Source organism: Polyangium sp. 6x1 (assembly GCF_029946515.1).
In the GTDB taxonomy this organism is placed as follows: domain Bacteria; phylum Myxococcota_A; class Polyangia; order Polyangiales; family Polyangiaceae; genus Polyangium.
Genome location: NZ_JARZHH010000068.1, coordinates 17409 through 36294, shown reverse-complemented (window position 1 = coordinate 36294; position 18886 = coordinate 17409). Strand labels below are relative to the sequence as shown.

The 18886-nt window shown below is 68.7% G+C and carries 16 protein-coding genes; 6 read left to right on the top strand and 10 right to left on the bottom strand.

What is annotated here, in order from left to right; genetic code table 11:
- Window positions 1-11 precede the first annotated feature (11 nt).
- The gene (locus tag QHF85_RS40185) at window positions 12-659 is read left to right on the top strand and encodes a Crp/Fnr family transcriptional regulator (RefSeq protein WP_281332728.1); all 648 of its coding nucleotides are present in this window, start codon (window positions 12-14) and stop codon (window positions 657-659) included.
- Window positions 660-664: 5 nt separating this feature from the next.
- Complete coding sequence (locus QHF85_RS40180) at window positions 665-1432, top strand: 3',5'-cyclic-nucleotide phosphodiesterase (protein WP_281332727.1); 768 nt, start codon at window positions 665-667, stop codon at window positions 1430-1432.
- 114 nt (window positions 1433-1546) lie between these two features.
- On the opposite strand, the gene QHF85_RS40175 is transcribed toward QHF85_RS40180, so the two are convergent.
- From QHF85_RS40175 to QHF85_RS40165, 3 genes are all read right to left on the bottom strand, one after another.
- Window positions 1547-2323: a PP2C family serine/threonine-protein phosphatase gene (locus QHF85_RS40175; RefSeq protein ID WP_281332726.1), complete on the bottom strand. Its 777-nt coding sequence runs from the start codon at window positions 2321-2323 to the stop codon at window positions 1547-1549.
- Window positions 2324-2501: 178 nt separating this feature from the next.
- Complete coding sequence (locus tag QHF85_RS40170; RefSeq protein ID WP_281332725.1) at window positions 2502-4097, bottom strand: FAD-dependent oxidoreductase; 1596 nt, start codon at window positions 4095-4097, stop codon at window positions 2502-2504.
- Entirely contained in the window at window positions 4097-5629 is a 1533-nt protein-coding gene (locus tag QHF85_RS40165; RefSeq protein WP_281332724.1) for a polyamine aminopropyltransferase, read from the bottom strand. The genes QHF85_RS40170 and QHF85_RS40165 overlap by 1 nt, the downstream gene beginning before the upstream one ends.
- A gap of 117 nt (window positions 5630-5746) precedes the next feature.
- Between QHF85_RS40165 and QHF85_RS40160 the strand changes: the two genes are divergently transcribed.
- Complete coding sequence (locus QHF85_RS40160; RefSeq protein WP_281332723.1) at window positions 5747-7222, top strand: DUF4178 domain-containing protein; 1476 nt, start codon at window positions 5747-5749, stop codon at window positions 7220-7222.
- Between the two features lie 329 nt (window positions 7223-7551).
- Here the strand turns inward: QHF85_RS40160 and QHF85_RS40155 are convergent, their stop codons facing one another.
- Both QHF85_RS40155 and QHF85_RS40150 read right to left on the bottom strand, forming a co-directional pair.
- Window positions 7552-8853 (bottom strand): UDP-glucose/GDP-mannose dehydrogenase family protein, encoded by a 1302-nt coding sequence (locus QHF85_RS40155; RefSeq protein WP_281332722.1) that lies wholly within the window; start codon window positions 8851-8853, stop codon window positions 7552-7554.
- Between the two features lie 58 nt (window positions 8854-8911).
- Complete coding sequence (locus QHF85_RS40150) at window positions 8912-9358, bottom strand: hypothetical protein (protein WP_281332721.1); 447 nt, start codon at window positions 9356-9358, stop codon at window positions 8912-8914.
- Window positions 9359-9516: 158 nt separating this feature from the next.
- Between QHF85_RS40150 and QHF85_RS40145 the strand changes: the two genes are divergently transcribed.
- On the top strand, window positions 9517-10173 hold the full coding sequence (locus QHF85_RS40145; protein ID WP_281332720.1) for a GNAT family N-acetyltransferase: 657 nt from the start codon (window positions 9517-9519) through the stop codon (window positions 10171-10173).
- On the opposite strand, the gene QHF85_RS40140 is transcribed toward QHF85_RS40145, so the two are convergent.
- A complete protein-coding gene (locus QHF85_RS40140) occupies window positions 10140-10880 on the bottom strand; it encodes a lysophospholipid acyltransferase family protein (protein WP_281332719.1) in 741 nt (246 codons plus the stop codon). The genes QHF85_RS40145 and QHF85_RS40140 overlap by 34 nt on opposite strands.
- Before the next feature lie 97 nt (window positions 10881-10977).
- On the opposite strand from QHF85_RS40140, the gene QHF85_RS40135 reads away from it, so the two are divergent.
- The gene (locus QHF85_RS40135; protein ID WP_281332718.1) at window positions 10978-11367 is read left to right on the top strand and encodes an OsmC family protein; all 390 of its coding nucleotides are present in this window, start codon (window positions 10978-10980) and stop codon (window positions 11365-11367) included.
- Between the two features lie 329 nt (window positions 11368-11696).
- Here the strand turns inward: QHF85_RS40135 and QHF85_RS40130 are convergent, their stop codons facing one another.
- Window positions 11697-13340, bottom strand: a complete 1644-nt coding sequence (locus QHF85_RS40130) for a L,D-transpeptidase (protein WP_281332717.1) — start codon at window positions 13338-13340, stop codon at window positions 11697-11699.
- Window positions 13341-13486: 146 nt separating this feature from the next.
- Between QHF85_RS40130 and QHF85_RS40125 the strand changes: the two genes are divergently transcribed.
- On the top strand, window positions 13487-15700 hold the full coding sequence (locus tag QHF85_RS40125) for an ATP-binding protein (RefSeq protein WP_281332716.1): 2214 nt from the start codon (window positions 13487-13489) through the stop codon (window positions 15698-15700).
- A gap of 340 nt (window positions 15701-16040) precedes the next feature.
- Here QHF85_RS40125 and QHF85_RS40120 read toward each other — a convergent pair whose 3' ends face one another.
- From QHF85_RS40120 to QHF85_RS40110, 3 genes are read right to left on the bottom strand one after another with little or no spacing between them, the layout of a single operon-like run.
- Window positions 16041-17582 (bottom strand): ATP-binding protein, encoded by a 1542-nt coding sequence (locus QHF85_RS40120; protein ID WP_281332715.1) that lies wholly within the window; start codon window positions 17580-17582, stop codon window positions 16041-16043.
- Between the two features lie 34 nt (window positions 17583-17616).
- Window positions 17617-18375, bottom strand: coding sequence for a CDP-alcohol phosphatidyltransferase family protein (locus QHF85_RS40115; protein ID WP_281332714.1), 759 nt, complete (start codon window positions 18373-18375; stop codon window positions 17617-17619).
- A gap of 31 nt (window positions 18376-18406) precedes the next feature.
- Window positions 18407-18874, bottom strand: coding sequence for a serine/threonine protein kinase (locus QHF85_RS40110; protein ID WP_281332713.1), 468 nt, complete (start codon window positions 18872-18874; stop codon window positions 18407-18409).
- Between the last annotated feature and the right edge of the window lie 12 nt (window positions 18875-18886).

The window sequence follows — 18886 nt, the reverse complement described above, 5'->3', positions numbered from 1 at the left end:
CTCCCCCCACGATGTCGGACCCGCTCTTCGCCCGGTTTGGCCGCGAGTTCTCGGCCGGGGACATACTGTGTCGCGAGGGCGATCCCGGCGATGTGATGTACGTGATCCAGTCCGGCTCCGTCCGCATCACGAAGATGATCGCGGGCGAGGAGCGCGTGATCGCGGTGCTCGGTCCAGGCGAGTTCCTCGGCGAGCTCGCGATCCTGAACGGCAAGCCGCGGAGCGCGACGGCGACGGTCGTCGAGACGACGCGTTGCCTGCTCGTCGAGGCGAGGACGCTCGAGAAGATGGTCGCGGGCAACTCCGAGATCGCGATGCGCCTCATCAAGAAGCTCGCGAAGCGGCTCGACTCGGCCGACGCGCTGATCGAGGTGCTGATGCACCGCGATCCGAAGGCGCGCATCATGCTCGCGCTGGCGCGGAGCGCGGAGGCCTTCGGCGAGAAGACGGCCGAGGGGATCCTGATCCGTACGCGCGCGGAAGATCTCGCGCGCGACGTCGGCGTGGACAGCGTCGCGGCGTCCGACGTGATGCTGCGGCTGCGCAGGCTGCGCCTCGCCAGCGAGGTCCCGGGGGGCATCGTCGTCGCCGACGTCGGCAGGCTCCAGGACTTCGTCGAGTTCCTCGAGATGCCGCAAAAGTTCGGCGGGGAAGGCTGAGCGACGTGGATCTCCGCGTCATCGGATGCCACGGCGGCGAGACCCCGAAGCACCGCACGAGCGCCTTCATCCTCGACGAGCGTCTGGCGATCGACGCGGGATCCCTCACGAGCGGCCTCGAAGTCGAGGGGCAACTCAAGCTCGAAGGGTGCCTCGTCAGCCACGCGCACCTCGACCACATCCGCGACCTCGCGACGCTCGCGGACAACCGCTGCCAGATGGGCGCGCCTCCGCTCATCGTCGCGGGCACGCGCGAGACGATCCGCATCCTGCGGCAGCACTTCTTCAACAACGAGCTCTGGCCCGACTTCGCGACGATCCCGACGCCGGACAACCCGACGATCCGCTACCTCGAGCTCACGCCGGAGAACCCGGCGCCGCTCGCAGGCTGCAACGTGCGCGCGATCATGGTGAGCCACACGATCGAGTCGGCCGCGTTCGTGATCGAGACGCCGGGCGGCGCCATCGCCTACAGCGGCGACACGGGGCCCACGGATCGGCTGTGGGAGGTGCTCGACGAGCAGCCGAACCTGCGCGCGCTCTTGATGGAGGTGAGCTTCCCGAACCGGGAGCAGCGGCTCGCCACCGTGAGCGGTCATCACACGCCGCAGACGCTACGCGCCGACCTGAAGAAGCTACGCCGTCCGCAGGATCTGCCGACGCTGCTCTACCACATCAAGCCGGTGTTCCAGGCCGAGGTGGAGCGCGAGTGCGCCGCACTCGAAGGCGTGAGCCTCGAAGTGATGAAGATCGGCGATCAGTTTTTGCTGTAGGGCAGCGCTGGGGTTTCACCCCAGCCCCCGACCAGGGGCTCTTCGCCCCTGGACCCGAACCAGGGCAAGCCCTGGACCTCTGGTGCAAAGGCCGCGATGCGGCCTTTGCAAAGGTCAGGGCGTCTGATCAGGTTCCACGCGCGCGAGCACGACCGTGATGTTGTCGAGTCCGCCGTGGAAGTTCGCGCGCTCGATGAGCACACGGCACGCCTCGTCGAGCGACGGGGCCTTCGTGACGATGTCGCAGATCTCCGGGTCCTTCACGAGACCCGAGAGGCCGTCGGAGCAGAGCAAGTAGATGTCCCCCGCGGCCGTCTCCTCGGTGAGGAGATCGACGAGCACATCCTCGCGGATGCCGAGCGCGCGGGTGATCACGTTCGGCGGAAGCCGCTTGATCTCCTCCTCCGTCATCCACGGCGCCATGTGCAAGGCGTCGCTGACGAGCGAGTGGTCACGCGTGAGCTGCGTGATCTTCTCGCCACGGATGCGGTAACAACGGCTGTCGCCGACGTGACCCACGGTCACGCGCGTCGCGTTCTTGTCGAACATCGCCGTCACGATCGTCGTACCCATCCCGAAGTCCGCCATGGTCTTGAGCGAACGATCGAAGATGCGACGGTTGGCCAGCCGCAGGCCCGTGACGACGTAGTTCTCCTCCTCCGTCAGGTTCGGATCGGCAGGAAATGGCCAGGTACCGTCGCGACCGACGGTAACCGAGAAAAAATCCGAGAGGGTGGAGACGGCCAGCCGGCTCGCCACATCGCCGGAGCGATGCCCGCCCATCCCGTCGGCAACGGCGACGACATGGTACTCGGGCATCACGAGGAGGTTGTCCTCGTTGTGCTCCCGCATCAGGCCGACATCGGTCATCCCGGCGAACCGGGTTCGCATGGCCGAACAGTAGACGCGGTGGGGGGGGGCCGTGCAAGGTCGGTGAGCAGATCCCGTCACCTTTCCCCCGCAAACCGACCCCCTCCCCACCCCCGAAAAGACAGCAAGCCCACCAGAACCCCGAATTTGCGCCAACTGGCTGTCGGTTCTGTGCTCGTGGCTACGAATTTCCTGGATTTTACAACCAGGTGGGGCCGAGCTCGATCCCGAGCGCAGGCGCGACCGCCTCGGCCGCTCGTACACCGGACGCCTGCGACTCCTCGAAGAGCGCCATTCCAGGCTGATCCGCGTGCGCCCAGGCCACGCGCTCCTCGAGCAGGACGAGCGGTTCGAAGGGCCGTTCGCCGAGAAAACCAGGGCGCGGGCGCGGCATCGCGTGACCCCACACGCACACGTCCATGCGTGAGATCTGCTCGCGGAGCTCCGGATGCGCAGGCGCGAGATCACGCAGCACGTCGCTGGCGATCTGCTCCCACGGCGCGACGACGAGGCTTTTTCGCGCGCCCACGACGTCGGGGCCTCCATACGCGCGGTAGTACGTGAGCACGGTGCGCGACGAGAGCTCGGTGAACTGATGACGCGCGTCGACGTAGCCGAGGCCCGCGGCGTCGTAGAGGACGGAGTCCCACGCCATGTCGGGATCGATCGGGCGTTCGACGTGCATGTTCGCGACGACCCACGGCGAGCTCGTGCGCACGGGCAAGCGCGCCGCGGCAGGCGGAAAGAGTCGACTCGTGACGAACGCGGGCGCCGCGACGACGACGGCGCGCGCATGCGTGCGCCGCGGCGTGCGATCCCGCAGGTCGAGCCAGCGCACCTCGACGCGCCCGCCTTCGATCGTGCGAACGCCCGTCACGAGCGCGCCGAGCGAGACCGCCGCGCGTGAGCGTTCGAAGAGCGCTTTGACGAGCCGCCCGTTGCCCTCAGGCCACACGAGGAAGTGGCTGCCGTCGAGCTCGGGTGTCTTCAGCTTGCGCCCCGCGAAGTAGTGCAGCGCGGCCCAGGCCGAGACGTCTTCAGGCTCGGCGCCGAAGTCGTCGAGGCACGCGTACCGCACGTACCAGCGCAAGAACGGCGAGCTGTATCCCTCGCGATCGAGCCACGCGCGCATGCTGATCCGATCGAGCGCGAGCGTGTCCGGATCCCGCGACGAGAGCGCGAGCGGGATCTGGAAGACGGGCTTTCCATCGGCGCCGACGCGCTCGGTGAGCTCGTCTTCGAAGCGGGAGAAGCGCTCCATCTCGGCGCGATCGCGCGCGTCGAGCTCGTCCTGCGGCACGAGCCCCGGGTGCCACGCGCCGCGATAGAAGATGCGCTCTTGCGGCGCGTGGCAGAGCACGCGTGGATCGAAGCGCGGGCGTCCCGCCGCGTCCCAGCCCTTCACCACGCCCATCTCTTCGAGCAGGCGAAGCGCGGCGCGCGCCTCGGGGTTCGGCGCGGCGAGGTAGTGCGCGCCCCACGGGTGCGGCGCAGCGCCGTCCTCGCTCCACGTGCTCGTGCCGCCGGGGAAGGGTTCGAGCTCGAGCACATGCACGTCGAGTCCCGCAGGCGCGAGCCTCCACGCGGCGGAGAGGCCCGCGATGCCCGCGCCGACGATGACGACGTCGGCATGATCCGGCGGCCCGCTCGGCTCGGGCACGCCGCCGTCCCGCACGAGGTGACCCACGCCGTGCGAGGCGCCGATGATGCGACCCGCGAGCGCCTCTCGTCGCGGCAGGACCGCGTCGACCACCCAGCCAGCCGCGACCGTCGTGAGGAAGGCTCGCCGGTCCATCAGCGCGTGAACACGCCCCACTCGCGCGCGTAGATCGCGACGAGCTTCTGATCGTTCAGCCGGTTCACGGGCGCCTCGACGCGGCCGGTGTCGCGCGGGAAGCGGAAGAGCTCGGGCAGCCCCGAGGATTCGAGCCAGCGGAGCTTGGTCGGCTCGATGCGCAAGGCTCCCGGTGCGGTGAGGTGCTCGCCGCCCGCCAACACAAAACCCCAGTCGCCGAAGCTCGGCACGTACACGTGGAGCGGCGCCGTCTTCCAGCCCGCGCCCTCGAGCGTCTGCACGATGGTCCAGAACGACTCGCGCGCGTACTGCGGCGAGGTCGCCTGCACGACGGCGACGCCGCGGAAGGAGAGGCGCTCGCGCAGCAGGTGGTAGAACGCGTCGGTGTAGAGCTTGCCGACGGCGTAGTTCGAGGGATCGGGGAAGTCGACGATCGCGAGGTCGAACGAGTCGTGCGAGTCCTCGAGGAACTTGTACGCGTCCTCGTTGCGCACGGTGACGCGTGGATCGTTGAGGGACCCGCCGTTCAGCTCCAGCGCGACGGGGAGCGTGCGGAACGCGTCCGTGACCGCGGCGTCGAGGTCGACGAGCACGATGCGCTCGATCGACGGATAGCGGAGCAGCTCGCGCGCCGCGAGGCCGTCGCCGCCGCCGAGCACGAGCACGCTCTTGGGATCATGGCCGAGCGCGGCGACGGCGGGGTGGACGAGGACCTCGTGGTAGCGCTGCTCGTCGTCGGAGGAGAACTGGAGGTTGCCGTTGAGGAAGAGGCGCGTCGTGCGCGGCGAGCGCGTGATCACCACGCGCTGGTAGGGCGACTGCGCCGTGTAGATGATGGGCGCGCCGAAGTAGACGGTCTCGGCGCGATCGACGAACCGACTGACGAACCCGAACGCCGCGGCGAGCACGCCGAAGATGAGCAAGCACTGCGCGCGCAGGCGGATCGTGACGGCGCGATCGAGCGGGAAGAGGAACGTCGCGAGCATCGCCACGGCCGCGTTCAAGAGGCCGAAGAAGAGGCTCGTCTGGTGCACGCCGAGCTTCGGCAGGAGCAGCGACGGGAAGAGCAAGCTCGCGATCAGCGCGCCCACGTAGTCGAGCGTGAGGACCCGCGCGACGAGCTCCTTCAGGTCGACCGAGAACTGAAGCAGCCGGATGAGCAGCGGGATCTCCAGGCCCACGAGCGTGCCGATGAGGACCACGACGCCGTAGAGCGCGAAGCGAAACGCCGCGGCCGCCGTGTAGACCTTGAAGAGCAGCGGCGCGGACAGGCCTCCCGCGAGGGCGAGGCAAAGCTCGATCTCGACGAAGCGCTCGAGGAGGCGATCCTCGAGGAACTTCGACAGGTACGAGCCGATGCCCATCGCGAACAGGTAGAGGCCGATCACCAGGCTGAACTGGGTGACCGAGTCGCCGAGCACGTAGCTCGCCAGGGTGCCCGTCACGAGCTCGTAGACGAGCCCGGAGGTCGCGATCACGGCCACCATGGCGAGGAGCGCAGGGTGGACCCAGCGGCGCAACGGCTGCGACATGCCGCGCCTTCCTAGCACCGGGTCGGCGTCGCCGGTGAGCACGATCCGAGACGCCCACGTCGGAAGGGGTCCGACGAGGGAGCACGCCCGCGACGAAAATGGGCTACCATCCGACGCGTGACTAGCCCGTTCGACCGCCAGGCGGCGTGTCCGTCGTGCGGGGCGCCCATCACGTTCCGCTTCGCCGGGGCCGCCGCGCAGGTCTGCAAGCACTGCAACTTCGTCGTTGCACGCACGGACCGGAACCTCGTCGCCGTCGGCCGGATGGCGGACCTCGTCGACATCCCGTCGCCCCTGCAGCTCGGCGGAACAGGCCGCTGGAGCGGCGGCGAGCCGTTCATGGTCGACGGTCGCGTGCAGCTCGATCGCGCGAGCGCACCCGGCGCCCCGTGGCAGGAGTTTTTCATCACGTTCCCGACGAGCGGGAAGTGGTGCTGGGTCGCGAGCGCGCAAGGCCGCTGGTACTCGACGAGCGAGGTCCCGCTCCCGCCGGAGCTGCCGCCGATCCACGCGCTCCGCGCAGGCCAGCAAATCAACCTCGGCAGCTACGGCGTCTGGACCGTCGCCGAGGTCGGGCAGCGCCGCGTGGTCTCGGGCGAAGGCGAGATGCCGCATGTCGCCGCGCCCGGCGTGCCCACGGGCTACGCAGACATCGCCGCGCCCAACGGCGCATTCGGCACGATCGACTACGGCGACGGCCGCAACATCCCGCCGAAGCTCTACCTCGGCCGGCAGATCGATCCCTCGGTGATGGTGCTCGACTCGGGCGCGCCCGTCGAAGCCGCAAAGGCCGAGGTCACGAGCGTCGCGTGCCCGAACTGCGGCGGCAACCTGCCGCTCGTCACCCCAGGACAAACCGAGCGAATCGTCTGCCGGTACTGCGGCATGGCGAGCGATCTGCAACAGGGCGCGCTGCGAGCGCTCGGCCCTGCGCCAAAGCCGCCGATCGAGCCGTTCATCCCGCTCGGCGCCGAGGGCAACCTGCGCGGCAACCGCGTCATCTGCATCGGCTTCACGATCCGCGGCTGCACCGTCGAAGGCGAGCGCTACCGATGGCGCGAGTACCTGCTCTACGCAGGGCCGCGCGTCGGGTACCTGTGGCTGATGGAGGAGGACGGCGCGTGGTGGCTCGTCACGCCCATCCCGCCCGGCGAGGTCTCCGTCTCCGGCGGCGCCGCGATGTTCCGCAGCCAGCACTACAACTGGAAGCAGAGCGTCCGCGCCGAGACCGAGTACGTGGTCGGCGAGTTCTACTGGAAGGTCGAGGTCGGCGAGGCCGTCCAGGCAACGGAGTACGAAGGCTCAGGCGGCAAAGTCAGCGTCGAGCAGACGGCAAAAGAGGTGAACTACTCGTTCTGCGAGCGTCTCTCCTCCGGCGACATCGGCGCAGCCTTCGGCATCAAACCCCCCGCAGGCTCGATGCTCGCCTCCGGCGAAGGCGGCAGCGGCTGCGCATCGAGCGGATGCGGCACGATGATCATCATCGGCGTCGTCATCCTGTTCGTCCTGCTCATCGTCTTCAGCGACTGCGGCAGCGGCGGCGGAGGCGGCGGCGTCTTCATCGGCGGCCCAAGCTTCGGCGGCGGCAAGTAGGCGTTGCGCTGGGGCTTTGCCCCAGGCCCCACCGGGGCTGTCCGCCCCTGGACCCGGACCAGCGCAAGCGCTGGACTCGGGGTCGATGAACTGCGCGATGCGCAGTTCATCGAACAGCCGGGTCAAGACCAGCGACGACCCCGACAACCAAGACAGCCGCGTTGACGCTTCTCTCGGCAACGCCCTGCGTGGTCTTGCCACCGGCCTGTGGAAGAACTGCGCGGAGCGCAGTTCTTCCATCAAAGGTCCAGGGCTGGCCCTGGTTCGGGTCGAGGGGCGAACAGCCCCCGCGGGGTTCGGGGCAGAGCCCCGGCGCGGCGCCTCCGCTGCTAGCCGCGGCCGATGCCGGTGTAGAAGAAGCCGAGCGAGCGCAGGTCTTCCGGGTCCCAGATGTTGCGACCGTCGAAGAGGGACGGCGTGCGCATGAGCTTCTTGATGCGGTGGAAATCGGGCCTTCGGTACTCGTGCCACTCGGTGACGAGTGCGAGTGCGTCGGCGCCTTCGGCGGCGGCGTACATCGTCTCGACGTAGGTCACGCGATCGTCGAAGAGGGGGCGGACGTTCTCGATGGCTTGCGGATCGTGCGCGCGCACTGTGGCGCCTGCGGCGAGCAGGTCCTCGATCAAGGTGAGTGCGGGGGACTCGCGGATGTCGTCGGTTTGCGGCTTGAAGGCGAGGCCCCAGACGCCCACGACGCGGCCTGCGAGGGAGCCGTCGAAGTGGTGCTTCACCTTCGAGCCGAGCACGTGCTTCTGCCGCTTGTTCACTTCCTCGACGGCGCGCACGACTTCGAGGTCGTGGCCCATGGCGCGACCCGTGTGGATCAGCGCGGAGATGTCCTTCGGGAAGCATGAGCCGCCGAAGCCCGGGCCTGGGAAGAGGAACTTTGGGCCGATGCGCGGGTCGGCGCCCACGGCTTTGCGCACGCGATCGATGTCTGCGCCGAGCTTCTCTGCGAGGAGGGCGAGGTCGTTCATGAACGAGATGCGCGTCGCGAGCAGCGCGTTCGATGCGTACTTCGTGAGCTCTGCCGAGCGAGCGCCCATCGCGTGGATGCGGTCGCTCGTGCGCACGAAGGGATCGTAGAGGCTTCGGAGCACGTCGAGTGCGCGGGTGTTGTTCGAGCCGATGACCACGCGATCGGGCTTCATGAAGTCGTTGATCGCGTCGCCTTCCTTGAGGAACTCGGGGTTCGACGCGACGCCGAAGGGGTGCGTCGTGTGGCGGGCGATGATGGCCTCGACTTGATCGGCTGTGCCGACGGGCACCGTGCTCTTCGTGGCGACGACCTTGAAGCCGTTCATGTTCTTGCCGATGGTCTCGGCCACGGCGTAGACAGCCGAGAGGTCGGCGGATCCGTCGGGCGCGGAGGGCGTGCCGACGGCGATGAACACGACCTCGGCGTTGCGGATCGCGCCGGCCACGTCCGTCGAGAACGACAGGCGCCCGGCCTTCGTGTTCTTCGCGATGAGCACGTCGAGGCCGGGCTCGTAGATGGGCACCTCGCCGCGCAGGAGGCGCGCGATCTTGCCCTCGTCGACGTCGACGCATGCGACGTCGTTGCCGAAATCTGCGAACCCGGCGCCGGCTACGAGGCCGACGTAACCCGTACCAATCACCGCGAGCTGCATGGGGCGCACCCTATCATTTCGCGGCCGCCCGTGTGTACGTGGCGCGCCCCACGCGCCGTCAGGGAATCACGATCTCGGAGGCGCGTCCCTCGCATCCGCGCAGCGCGAAGCCGAAGCGGTCTCCCGTGCCTGCGCTCTTCTCCAGCGTCCTGCACGTCGCGCGTGTCACGCCGGGTGATCCGAACCTGTCGCGGCTGTCCACGGTCACGTCGACGACGGGGCCGGGGCGCACGCGCAGCGTGTACGTGATCGGATCGCCTTCGACGGTGTGCATCGTGATCACGAGCCCGGCGGCGCTCCCGTTCCGCCACGCGTCCCAGAGGCACGAGCGTGCCGCGGCGTCGTAGCCCGAGCCGTGCACGTTGGTCTCGCGCCCGCACGTCGACGTGGTGTCCGACTCCGAAGGCATGAGGCCCGGCTCGACGACGCCGGTCGATCGGCTGTTGCCCTCGGTGTTCGCTCCGGAGCAATGGCACCCGGACAGGGCGAGCACGAGGGACACCATGAGGCGTCCGAGACGGTGAGCGGAATCGTGCGAACTCAAAGGGGATTTGAAGCGATGCATGACCGGCCAGGGTACGCCGCGCTCGGCCGTCGGCAACCACGCGCGACGCGAAGAGCAAGCGTCGTTCGGCACGGACGACAGCGCTGTATGCTGAGGGCGTGCGCTACGACGGGGAGTATCACGAGACGCGGGAGCTCGCGGACGGTCGTGTCGTACGGATGCGTTGCATCCGCCCGGAGGATCGCGCGTTGCTCGCGCGCGCATTCGAACACCTCTCGCGCGAGTCGCGCTACCGCCGCTTCCTCTTCGACGTGCCGTTCCTGAGCCCGTCGATGGCGCGGTACCTGACGGAGGTCGACGGCAAGGATCACGTGGCGATCGTCGCGCTGGTGGACTCGCTCGATCTGAAGGAAGAAGAAGGCGTCGGCGTCGCGCGCTTCTTGCGTCTCGCAGGCGGGCCTCACATCGCCGAGGCGGCGGTCACGGTGATCGACGCGTACCAGGGCAAGGGTCTTGGTCGCATCTTGCTCGAGGCGCTCACGCTGGCGGCGCGCGAGCGTGGCATCACGATCTTTCGCTCGGCGGTGCTCGTCTCGAACGCGCCGATGCGACGGATCCTCGACGAGGCCGGAGGCGTCGTGCACCGCGACGAGGGCGACACGCTCGTGATCGACGTGCCGATCGGCGATCCGCGCCCGCACTGGTCGGATCATCCGATCTTTCGTGTGCTGCGCGCGGCTGCGGAAACAACACGCGCGGCGCTCCTCGGTGAGGCGGACGATCAGCGCGCGGACGACGCGAGCTCCGCGCGGTAGGGATCGAGCACGCCGCGGATGGCCTCCTCGGTGGCGCGACGGACGCGCTCGACGTCCTCCACGTTGCGCGGATCCCCTGCTGTGTCGATCGGGGGCAGCAGGTAGTAATCGAGCGGCACGCGACGCGGGCGCAGGCCGCCGCGCGGGAGCGGGATGTCGTAGCGCGACGAGCCGCCGAACCAGCGCCCGAGGAAGTGCTCGCGTCGATCGAGTTGGTAGAGCTCGTCGACGCCCGTGGCGGCGAACGGCACGATCGGGACGCGCGCCCGCATGGCCACGCGCGCGAAGCCGGCGCGCCCTTGCCAGCGCAGCGTGTACGCGTCGCTCGAGAGCTTGAACGAGTCGTCGACGCCCCCCGGATACACGACGACGAGCTCGCCCGCTTCGAGGAGATCGACGGCGTCGTCGGGCGTGCCTGGGATCGCGCCCATGCTGCGGAGCAGCTCGCGGACGCCGGGGAGCCGGAAGAGGTTTCGTTCCGCGAGGAAGCGCGGGAGCCTGCCCGTCCGGAGGAGCAGGAGCGCGCCGAGCGCAAAGGCGTCGATGCCGAGGAAGGCGTGGTTGCCGACGAGGAGCGCGCCGCCTGTGCGGGGCGCGTGCTCGTCGCCGTGCAGCGTGGCGCGGAGCTGTTCGGCGAAGCTCTGTGCGAAACGGCGGCCGGACTCGGTCTGCGCGAGCATCCAGCCTGTAGGGGCGAGCGGAACCATGACGAGCCTCTAACGTCGGTCAGGCCCGCCGTCGCGTAAAGTGTCACGCGTTCGCCGTGCCTTTCTCCCGGGGCAGGTTTCTGCGATACGAGGGAGCATGCGAAACGTCACGGTGAAGACGGGCGAGGGGAAGTTCGGTCAGTCGATCCACGTCGGGCCCCACGAGCTCAGGGGCGACGAGTTGCCGGAGGTGGGCGGCGACGACCGAGGCCCCGATCCGTTCGAGCTCGTGCTCGCTGGCCTGGGGACGTGCACGTCGATGACGATCAAGGTCTACGCCGACCGAAAAGGCTGGCCCCTCTCGTCGGTGGAGGTGGAAGTCTCCGGCGAGAAGCGCGACGGCTCGTTCCTCGCGAAGAGGTCGATCCGGCTGTCGGGAGACCTGACCGAGGAGCAACGCGCGCGGCTGCTCGACATCGCGAACAAGTGCCCGGTGCACAAGATGCTGACGGGGAAGATCGAGATCGAGACCGCGCTCGTGGCGTGAGAGCGCAGGAAACCGTCGACCGAAGGTGTTCGAACGCATGAGCCGCCACGCGTCACGATGACGCGCGGGTGTTCGAACGCCGCGACCCCCAACACGTCGCGATGACGCGAGGGTGTTCGAACGCATCAACCGCCACACGTCACGATGACGCGAGGGGGTTCGAGCGCATCAACCCCCACGCGTCACGGTGACGCGAGCGTGCTCGGAACGCATCAACCGCCACACGTCACGATGACGCGAGGGTGTTCGAACGCGTCGACCCCCATGCGTCACGTGGACGCGCGACGGTCGGCACGCATCGACCCCCTCGGTCGTCCGTTTTCAGCCCCTCACGGATGGATGAACACCACGGTGCCCGTGAGGTTCCGCGCGGCTCCGTGCCATCCATGCGGCACTTGTGGCTCCGTCCAGTGGAAGATCCTCCGCGCGTCCTCCGGCGCGAGGTTCACGCAGCCGTGGCTCTTCGGCTGGCCGAAGCGGTCGTGCCAGTAGGCGCCGTGCAGCGCGTAGCCGTCCTGGAAGTACTGCACGTACGGCACGTCGCGTAGCTCGAACTCCTCGCCCACCGCGTCCGAGTCCATCGTCACGCTCACGTGCTTCGTATGGATCCGGAAGATCCCGCGCTTTGTCGACTTGCTCGTCTCCGGATCCTCGAGCCCACTCTCACCGCTCGACACCAGCGTCGCGAACACCGCCTTCGTCCCCTCGTAGGCGACGAGCACCTGCTTCGTGATGTTGATGTCGAGCCACTTCTCGCCGTTCTTCCCCCACGCCGGCATCTTCTTCGCCGGATCGACGCGGCCCGCGTGGCGGTCGTCGATCCAGCCGCCGTCCTTCATCTCGTAGTGCAAGACGCCGCCCACGAACTTCTGCTTGCCCGTGAGCTGCACGGCCGCGCGGTACGGGACCTCCCCGCTCGCGACGAGCTTCTTCTTCCCCTCGTCCCACACCCAGCGCTTCGCCCCGGGCCTGCGCACGAGCGCGAACGGGAAGTCGACGTCCTTGCCGATCTCGTAGCCATGGAAGTCGCTGCCGCGGATCGGGCGGAACCGGTCGGCGGGCATCACCCGCAAGTCCGTCGACACGTTGTAGCGCCGCCCCTCGTGCAGGAACGTCTCCACGAAGGCGACCCCGTTGCGCCGATCGACCCCGCCGATCTTCACGAGATCGTTCGTCTTCAAAAGACCCGACAGGTTCGGCACGCGGCCGCCGTCCTTCAGGAAGAACGGGATGTCCTCGTCCGTGAGCCTCTGCTCCATCGCTTCGAGCGCGGGCGGAGAAGGGGTCGATTTCCACTTCATCCACACGTCCTGCCCGTACGTCGCGCCGCTCTCCTTGTCCTTCTCCCACTTCGCGAGGTGCTTCTTCAGCCCAGGCTCGTGCGCCTTGAGATCCTCGGCCGTGGGGATGCGCGCGTAGACCGGGCCGCCGCGCGTCACGATGCCGTACATGTACGGCAGCTTCTGCGTGATGTCGGGGCGGCGCGAGGCGGCCTTCACGATCGGGTGGTTCAGATCGAGCGTGGCCTCGGGGCCCACGCACACGTAGCCGTACGGCTTGATCTTGCGCCACCCGTCCTTGCAGCCGGCGGTGCCCGCGATCTCGGGCTCCATCTCGACGATCGCGCCGGCGCGGAGGAAGCCCACGCGCGCCGCGTTCGGATCCGGCTTCGCCACGACGTCGGTGCGCATCGCGATGCTCGCGAGCCGCGGCGCGTTCTCCGGGATCGGAGGCGGCAGGTGCGCGACGCCCGCGAGGTCGACGAGGAGCGGGCCGCTCGGTTCGGGGGGCGGCGCGTCCGCGTCCGCTTCCGCGGACGGAGCGCCGTTCGTATCGGCCTTCGTGTTCGTGGCGGCGGCGCCGGCTTCGGACGGGGCGTCGGCGACGAGGCCCGGAGCCGATCCTGGTTTCTCACGGCAGCCGCCGAGGCTCGCCGCCGCGAGGACGAGCAGCGCGTAGCAGTGGCGTCGCATGACGGGAGGCTCGTGCGCATGCCTGCGGGCCGATGTCCAGTTTTCCGCAGGCCCTCGCGTCACCGTCGTCGCTCGACTCTCCCGGCATACTCCTTTCGTCGAGTTGCAACGCCTACAAGGCCACCCTATGAAAATCAGGAGGGGACGTGGCGAAGGCAGACGGAGAGCCCGGTCGACCCGAGATCGACACCACCGCCGCGCCGGTCGAGAGCACAGCTTCGTTTCTCGACTCGGTCGTCGAGAACATCCCCCACATGGTCTTCGTCAAGGACGCGGCCGAGCTCCGCTTCGTCCTGTTCAACAAGGCAGGCGAAGACCTCCTCGGGCTGCGTCGCGAGGCCCTCCTCGGCAAGAACGACGCCGACCTGTTTCCCCGGGATCAGGCGATGTTCTTCGTGGCGAAGGATCGCGAGGTGCTCTCGGGCAAGGGCCTCGTCGACATCACCGAGGAGCCCATCCAGACGCGGCACGGGCTGCGCGTCCTGCACACGAAGAAGATCCCCATCTTCGATGACGCAGGTGAGCCGCGCTTTCTGCTCGGCATCTCCGAGGACATCACCGAGCGAAAGCTGCTCGAAGAGCGGATCCGCCGCGCCGATGAGCGGCAGCGTGTCCTCGCGCAGACGAGCGCGCCGCTCGCGCGCGCCGGCGGGGATCCGCTCCCCGTCGCCGCGCGCCTCGCCCTGCCCGTCGGCGGAGACGGCTGCATCTTCCTCGTCGAGCCGGCGAGCGGCGCGCCACGCGCCGTCGTCGCGCACGTGGATCCCGCGCGCGAGGAGCGATGGCGGAAGCTCGTCGAGACCTCGAACCTCGTCGAGCGATTCTCGGGCTCGGCACACGACGCACTCGAAGCCGGGCAGCCGCTCGTGCTGAACGAGATCGACCCCAGGGCGCTCGCCTCGTTCACGACGAACGCGAAGGACGCAGGCGAGCTCGGGGCGCTCGGCGCACACGCGCTCCTGCTCGTCTCGCTTCGTGGGCGAGATCAGCGGCTCGGCACGCTCGTGTTCTTGCGCGACGTGACCGAGCGGGGCTTCGACGAGGACGACCGCGCCTTCGCCGAGCGATTCGCGCAGCGCCTGGCCAGTGACCTCGACAATGCGCGTCTCTACCGGGAGCTCGAGCGCGCAGAGGCGGCGCAGCGTTTCCTCGGCGAGGCGGCCGAGCGTCTCGCAGGATCCCTCGACTTCGACGAGCTCGTCGGCCTCGTCCCGCGCCTCGCCGTCCCCTTCCTCGCCGACTGGTGCGTGATGTACCTGCTCGAAGCGGACGGCGCGTTGCTTCGCTTCTCGGTGGCGCACGTGGACCCTTCGCGGAATCCGCTCCTCGTCGAGTCGGTGGCTCGTTATCCGCCTGAAAGGAAGCAACCAGGCACGGAGCCCGCGCGCACGGAGAAGCCGTTCCTCGTTCCCGTGGTCGATGATGCCGTGTTCGAGCGCACCTGCGTGGACGCGGACCACGTGGACCTCGCGCGTCGCATCGGGACCACGACGGCGATGGCCGTGCCCGTGCGCGCCCGCGGGCGTGTCCTCGGCAGCCTCAGCTTCGGGCGCGGCAGCGGCGGGCCTCGCTACCAGAGCCACGATCTCACCGTCGCGATCGCGCTCGCCGATCGCGTGGGCATCTCGCTGGACAACGCGCGGCTCTACCAGGAGGCGCAGGCCGCGCTGCGGGCGCGCGACGAGTTCCTCTCCATCGCCTCGCACGAGCTACGCACGCCGCTCACCACGGTGTGTCTCTCGGTGGACATGCTCGCGCGCGGCTTGCGCACCGGGTGGAGCCTCGACGCATGTGTCGCGCGTGTCGAGGGCACGCGGAAGCAGCTCGCGCGCTTGAAGCGCCTCGTCGACGGCCTGCTCGACGTCTCGCGCATCGCCGCGGGCAAGTTCGTCCTCGAGCTCGGGGAGGTCGATCTTTGCGTGCTTTGTACCGAGCTCGTGGAGCGCTTCGCCGAGGAAGCACGGCGCGCAGGCAGCGAGATGCACCTCCGCACGCGCTGCACCCGCCGAATCCGCGCCGACGCAATGCGGATCGAGCAGGTGCTGACGAACCTGCTCACCAACGCACTTCGCTACGCAGCCCCGGCCCCGATCCACGTGCAGGTCGAGGCCACGGAGAGCGGCACGCGTCTATCGGTGCGAGACGAAGGCAAAGGCATCGCGCCCAGCGATCTCGCGCGGATCTTCGACCGCTACGGGCGCGGCGTGACGTCCGTCGCCCATGGAGGCCTCGGACTCGGCCTGTACATCGCACGCCAGATCTGCGAGGCCCACGGAGGCACGATCCGCGTGATGAGCGAGCCAGGGCGTGGCGCGGAGTTCGTGGTCGAGTTACCGGTGGAGCCGCCGCCGCAGCTTTGAGTCTCATCGGGGAGGCGTTTCGCTGGGGCGTTGCCCCAGGCCCCACCAGGAGCTGTCCGCTCCTGGACCTGGACCAGCGCCCGCGCTGGACTGAGGGTCGATGAACTGCGCTCCGCGCAGTTCATCGAACAGCCGGGGTCAAGACTGGCGACGACGCTGCCCGCCAAGACGGCAACGCTGCTGGTTCAGCCGGCAAGGCGGTCCCAACGGCCTGTTGGAAGAACTGCGCGGAGCGCAGTTCTTCCACCAAAGGTCCAGGGCTGGCCCTGGTCCGGGTCGAGGGGCGGATAGCCCCCGCGGGGTTCGGGGCAGAGCCCCGGCGCGGCGCCCCCAACCGACCTCACCGCGTCATTGGCAGCGTCACGATGAACTCGGCGCCGTGACCTTTGGCGCTTCGGATCTCGATGCGACCGCCGTGCGCTTCCACGATGCGGCGGGCTGCGTGGAGGCCGAGGCCGAGGCCTCCGAGGACTTTGGCCTCGTCGGCGCGCTCGTAGGGTTCGAAGACGCGCGCGTGATCCTCGGGGGCGATGCCCATGCCTCCGTCGCAGACGCGGAGCTCGGCCACGCCTTCTGTCACTGCGAGGCTCAATGTGATGGGTTTTCCCATTCCGAACTTGAGTGCGTTGCGCACGAGGTGGCCGATGACGAGTTGCACCGCGCCGCGGTCCCAGAGCCCGATCACCTTCGTGTCGGCGAGCAGCGTGAGGGCCGCGCCGCTCCGCGTCCGTTCGCCGTCGAGCTCGTCCAGCACCTCGCGCGTCATCTCGCGCAGATCACACGGCTCCTGTGTGAGCACGAGGTCTCCGCCGAGTGCCCGCGAGACGTCGAGCAGCGTCGTGACGAGCGATGACAGGCGATCGATTTGCCGCTCGGCGATGTGGAGCTTCCTGCGCTGCGCGGCGCCGAGCCGGAGATCGCCGCGATCGATGTCGCGCAGCAAGCTCTGGATCTGCAGGGAGAGCGGCGTCAGCGGTGTGCGGAGCTCGTGCGAGGCGGCGGAGAGGAACTCGTCGCGGCGACGGAGCGCCTCCTCTGCGCGCTCACGTGCGTGCTCCAGCGCGACGCGCGTGGCTTTCTCCTCGGCGAGGAGCCGATCGCGATCGATTTCCGCCTCCTTGCTTGCGGTCACGTCGACCATCACGCCCCGCAGCCGCCGGGGCATGTCCCCTTCGACGACGACCGTCACGATGTCGCGCAGCCACACCGTCCGGCCGTCCGCTGCGATCATCCGGTAGACGAACTCGTGTGCGCTCAGGCGCTTCGTCTCGTTCTCGCAGTACGCGGGCGCCCACGTCCGGTCCTCTGGGTGCATGCGCCGGAGCCAGAACTTCGGGTCCGTGAGCCACTCCTCGATTGGGTAGCCGAGGATGCGCTCGGCCTGGCGGCTCACGAATGTGAAGCGCATCGTGGCGAGATCGAGCTCCCACACGATGCTGTCGACGTCGCTGAGGACGAAGAGCGCTTCGCGCGCCTCGGCGAGGTCGGAGATGTCGGTCATCGTCACGAGCAGCAGGGGCGCTGCGCTTCGATCCTCGGAGAGCAGGCTCGCCGCGATTCGCATGAATGCGCGGCGTCCATTCGAGGTGGTGGCCCAGGCGTCGCCCGTCCATGGCGCTGCGCCCTGCGAGAGCGCGCCGAGCGAGGCGTGGAGGGCCTCGCTTCCCGGAGGCGCGAGGAACGGGAAAAACCCGGGCCGGAGGCCGAAGAGCGTTGCGGCTCGAGCGCTCGTCCAGGTGATGTCGTAGGTCCTGCCGTCGACGAACCATGCGAGCGAGCCGTGCCGATCGAGCGTGCTTGCGAGCACGTCGAACGAACGCAGGCACGGCGTGGTCGCCCGGCTCGAACTCTCCGTGAACGTCATTTCCCCCGCAACCATCATGCGCGAGAGCCGAGGCGAAAAGAAGCCCCTTGGGCTACGGGCGTCCGAACCGGACCAGGAGCCCGAGCCAGCCGCGGGCGAGGTAGAGGGCGTTCAGCGCGACGTACATCCAGAAGAACAGGTCGAGCCGATCGGTGAGCGCGAAGATCCAGATGTGGCTCGGGTAGTGGTTGAGGAAGCGCAGGAACGTCATCACGAGGGACGCGACGCGGCCCACGAGCGACTGCGGCTTCTTCTCGCCCACGACCTCGTAATGCGCTTCCGTTGGCGTGGCCTGGCCGGTGAGCTCGGGCCTGCGGACGAAGTTCGTCAGCGAGATGCCCGAGGCCACGATCACCGCGCCGGCCACTGCCGCGTAGAGGAACCCCGTGCCGCCTGCGGGCCACGCGGAGCCATCGAGCCCGAGGCCTCCTTTCCTGTGGAGGTGCACGCCGATCACGGCGACGAGCAGCACGGCCTTGATCTCGTCGACGAAGAAGTCGAAGAGGTGGCCTGTGGGGGAGGCGAGCTTCTTGTACCGCGCGAGCATGCCGTCCGCGCAGTCGAGGAGGTAGGCGAGCTCGAGGACGAGCACGGCAAGGAGGCCGCCGCGGTACGAAGGGAGCGCGACGAAGAGCGCTGAGCCGGTGACCGCGATGAAGAGGCTCAGGATCGTGATCTGGTTCGGCGTGAGCGGCGTGCGGTGGATCGCGGCGACGAATACGGCCGCGAGCGGACGCATCACGTACGTGTTCCAGAGCTGATCGTGCTTCTTGCGGGTGAGGCGGTAGACCTCGATGGGGCTGCCCGGCATGGCCGGGCCGATACTAGCGCAGGCGCCCCGCTCAGCCGGGGACGAATCCCTCGATTGCCTTGGTCACTTCGTCCTTCGCCTTTTCGAACTCGCGCGCGTCGCCGCCGGTCTCCAGGACGAACACGTCGGCGTCGGTGACGAAGACCGTGAGCCAGAAGATGTGGGGCCTGTCGTAGACCGTGCGCGTGTAGCGGAGCTGCTTGCCGGTCGCGCCGCTCTTCGTCTTGACCTCGCGCGCCTCTTCCGCCGTGTAGCCGACGTTGCGCAGCTTCAGGTCGATCGCGTCGGTCCAGAAGGAGAGGTTTCCCTTCGGCCGGTTCGGCTCGACGCGCACGCTCATCACGACGCCCTGGGCCGTGGTCGCGCGGAATGCGTACTCTTCTTGATCCTCGAGCTCGACGAAGCCGTCGGGCGTCTTGAGCTTGAAGCCGGGGCCGCAGCCGATCCCGAGGAGGGAGGCGGCGAGGCACAAAAGGAGCATCGAGACGTTGCGTTTCATGGTCCTTGCCTC

Coding starts and splice junctions, on each gene's coding strand:
- QHF85_RS40185 (WP_281332728.1), top strand. CDS start 12: ATGTCGGACCCGCTCTTCGCCCGGTTTGGCCGCGAGTTCTCGGCCGGG.
- QHF85_RS40175 (WP_281332726.1), bottom strand. CDS start 2,323: ATGCGAACCCGGTTCGCCGGGATGACCGATGTCGGCCTGATGCGGGAG.
- QHF85_RS40170 (WP_281332725.1), bottom strand. CDS start 4,097: ATGGACCGGCGAGCCTTCCTCACGACGGTCGCGGCTGGCTGGGTGGTC.
- QHF85_RS40165 (WP_281332724.1), bottom strand. CDS start 5,629: ATGTCGCAGCCGTTGCGCCGCTGGGTCCACCCTGCGCTCCTCGCCATG.
- QHF85_RS40155 (WP_281332722.1), bottom strand. CDS start 8,853: ATGCAGCTCGCGGTGATTGGTACGGGTTACGTCGGCCTCGTAGCCGGC.
- QHF85_RS40150 (WP_281332721.1), bottom strand. CDS start 9,358: ATGGTGTCCCTCGTGCTCGCCCTGTCCGGGTGCCATTGCTCCGGAGCG.
- QHF85_RS40140 (WP_281332719.1), bottom strand. CDS start 10,880: ATGGTTCCGCTCGCCCCTACAGGCTGGATGCTCGCGCAGACCGAGTCC.
- QHF85_RS40135 (WP_281332718.1), top strand. CDS start 10,978: ATGCGAAACGTCACGGTGAAGACGGGCGAGGGGAAGTTCGGTCAGTCG.
- QHF85_RS40130 (WP_281332717.1), bottom strand. CDS start 13,340: ATGCGACGCCACTGCTACGCGCTGCTCGTCCTCGCGGCGGCGAGCCTC.
- QHF85_RS40120 (WP_281332715.1), bottom strand. CDS start 17,582: ATGATGGTTGCGGGGGAAATGACGTTCACGGAGAGTTCGAGCCGGGCG.
- QHF85_RS40115 (WP_281332714.1), bottom strand. CDS start 18,375: ATGCCGGGCAGCCCCATCGAGGTCTACCGCCTCACCCGCAAGAAGCAC.
- QHF85_RS40110 (WP_281332713.1), bottom strand. CDS start 18,874: ATGAAACGCAACGTCTCGATGCTCCTTTTGTGCCTCGCCGCCTCCCTC.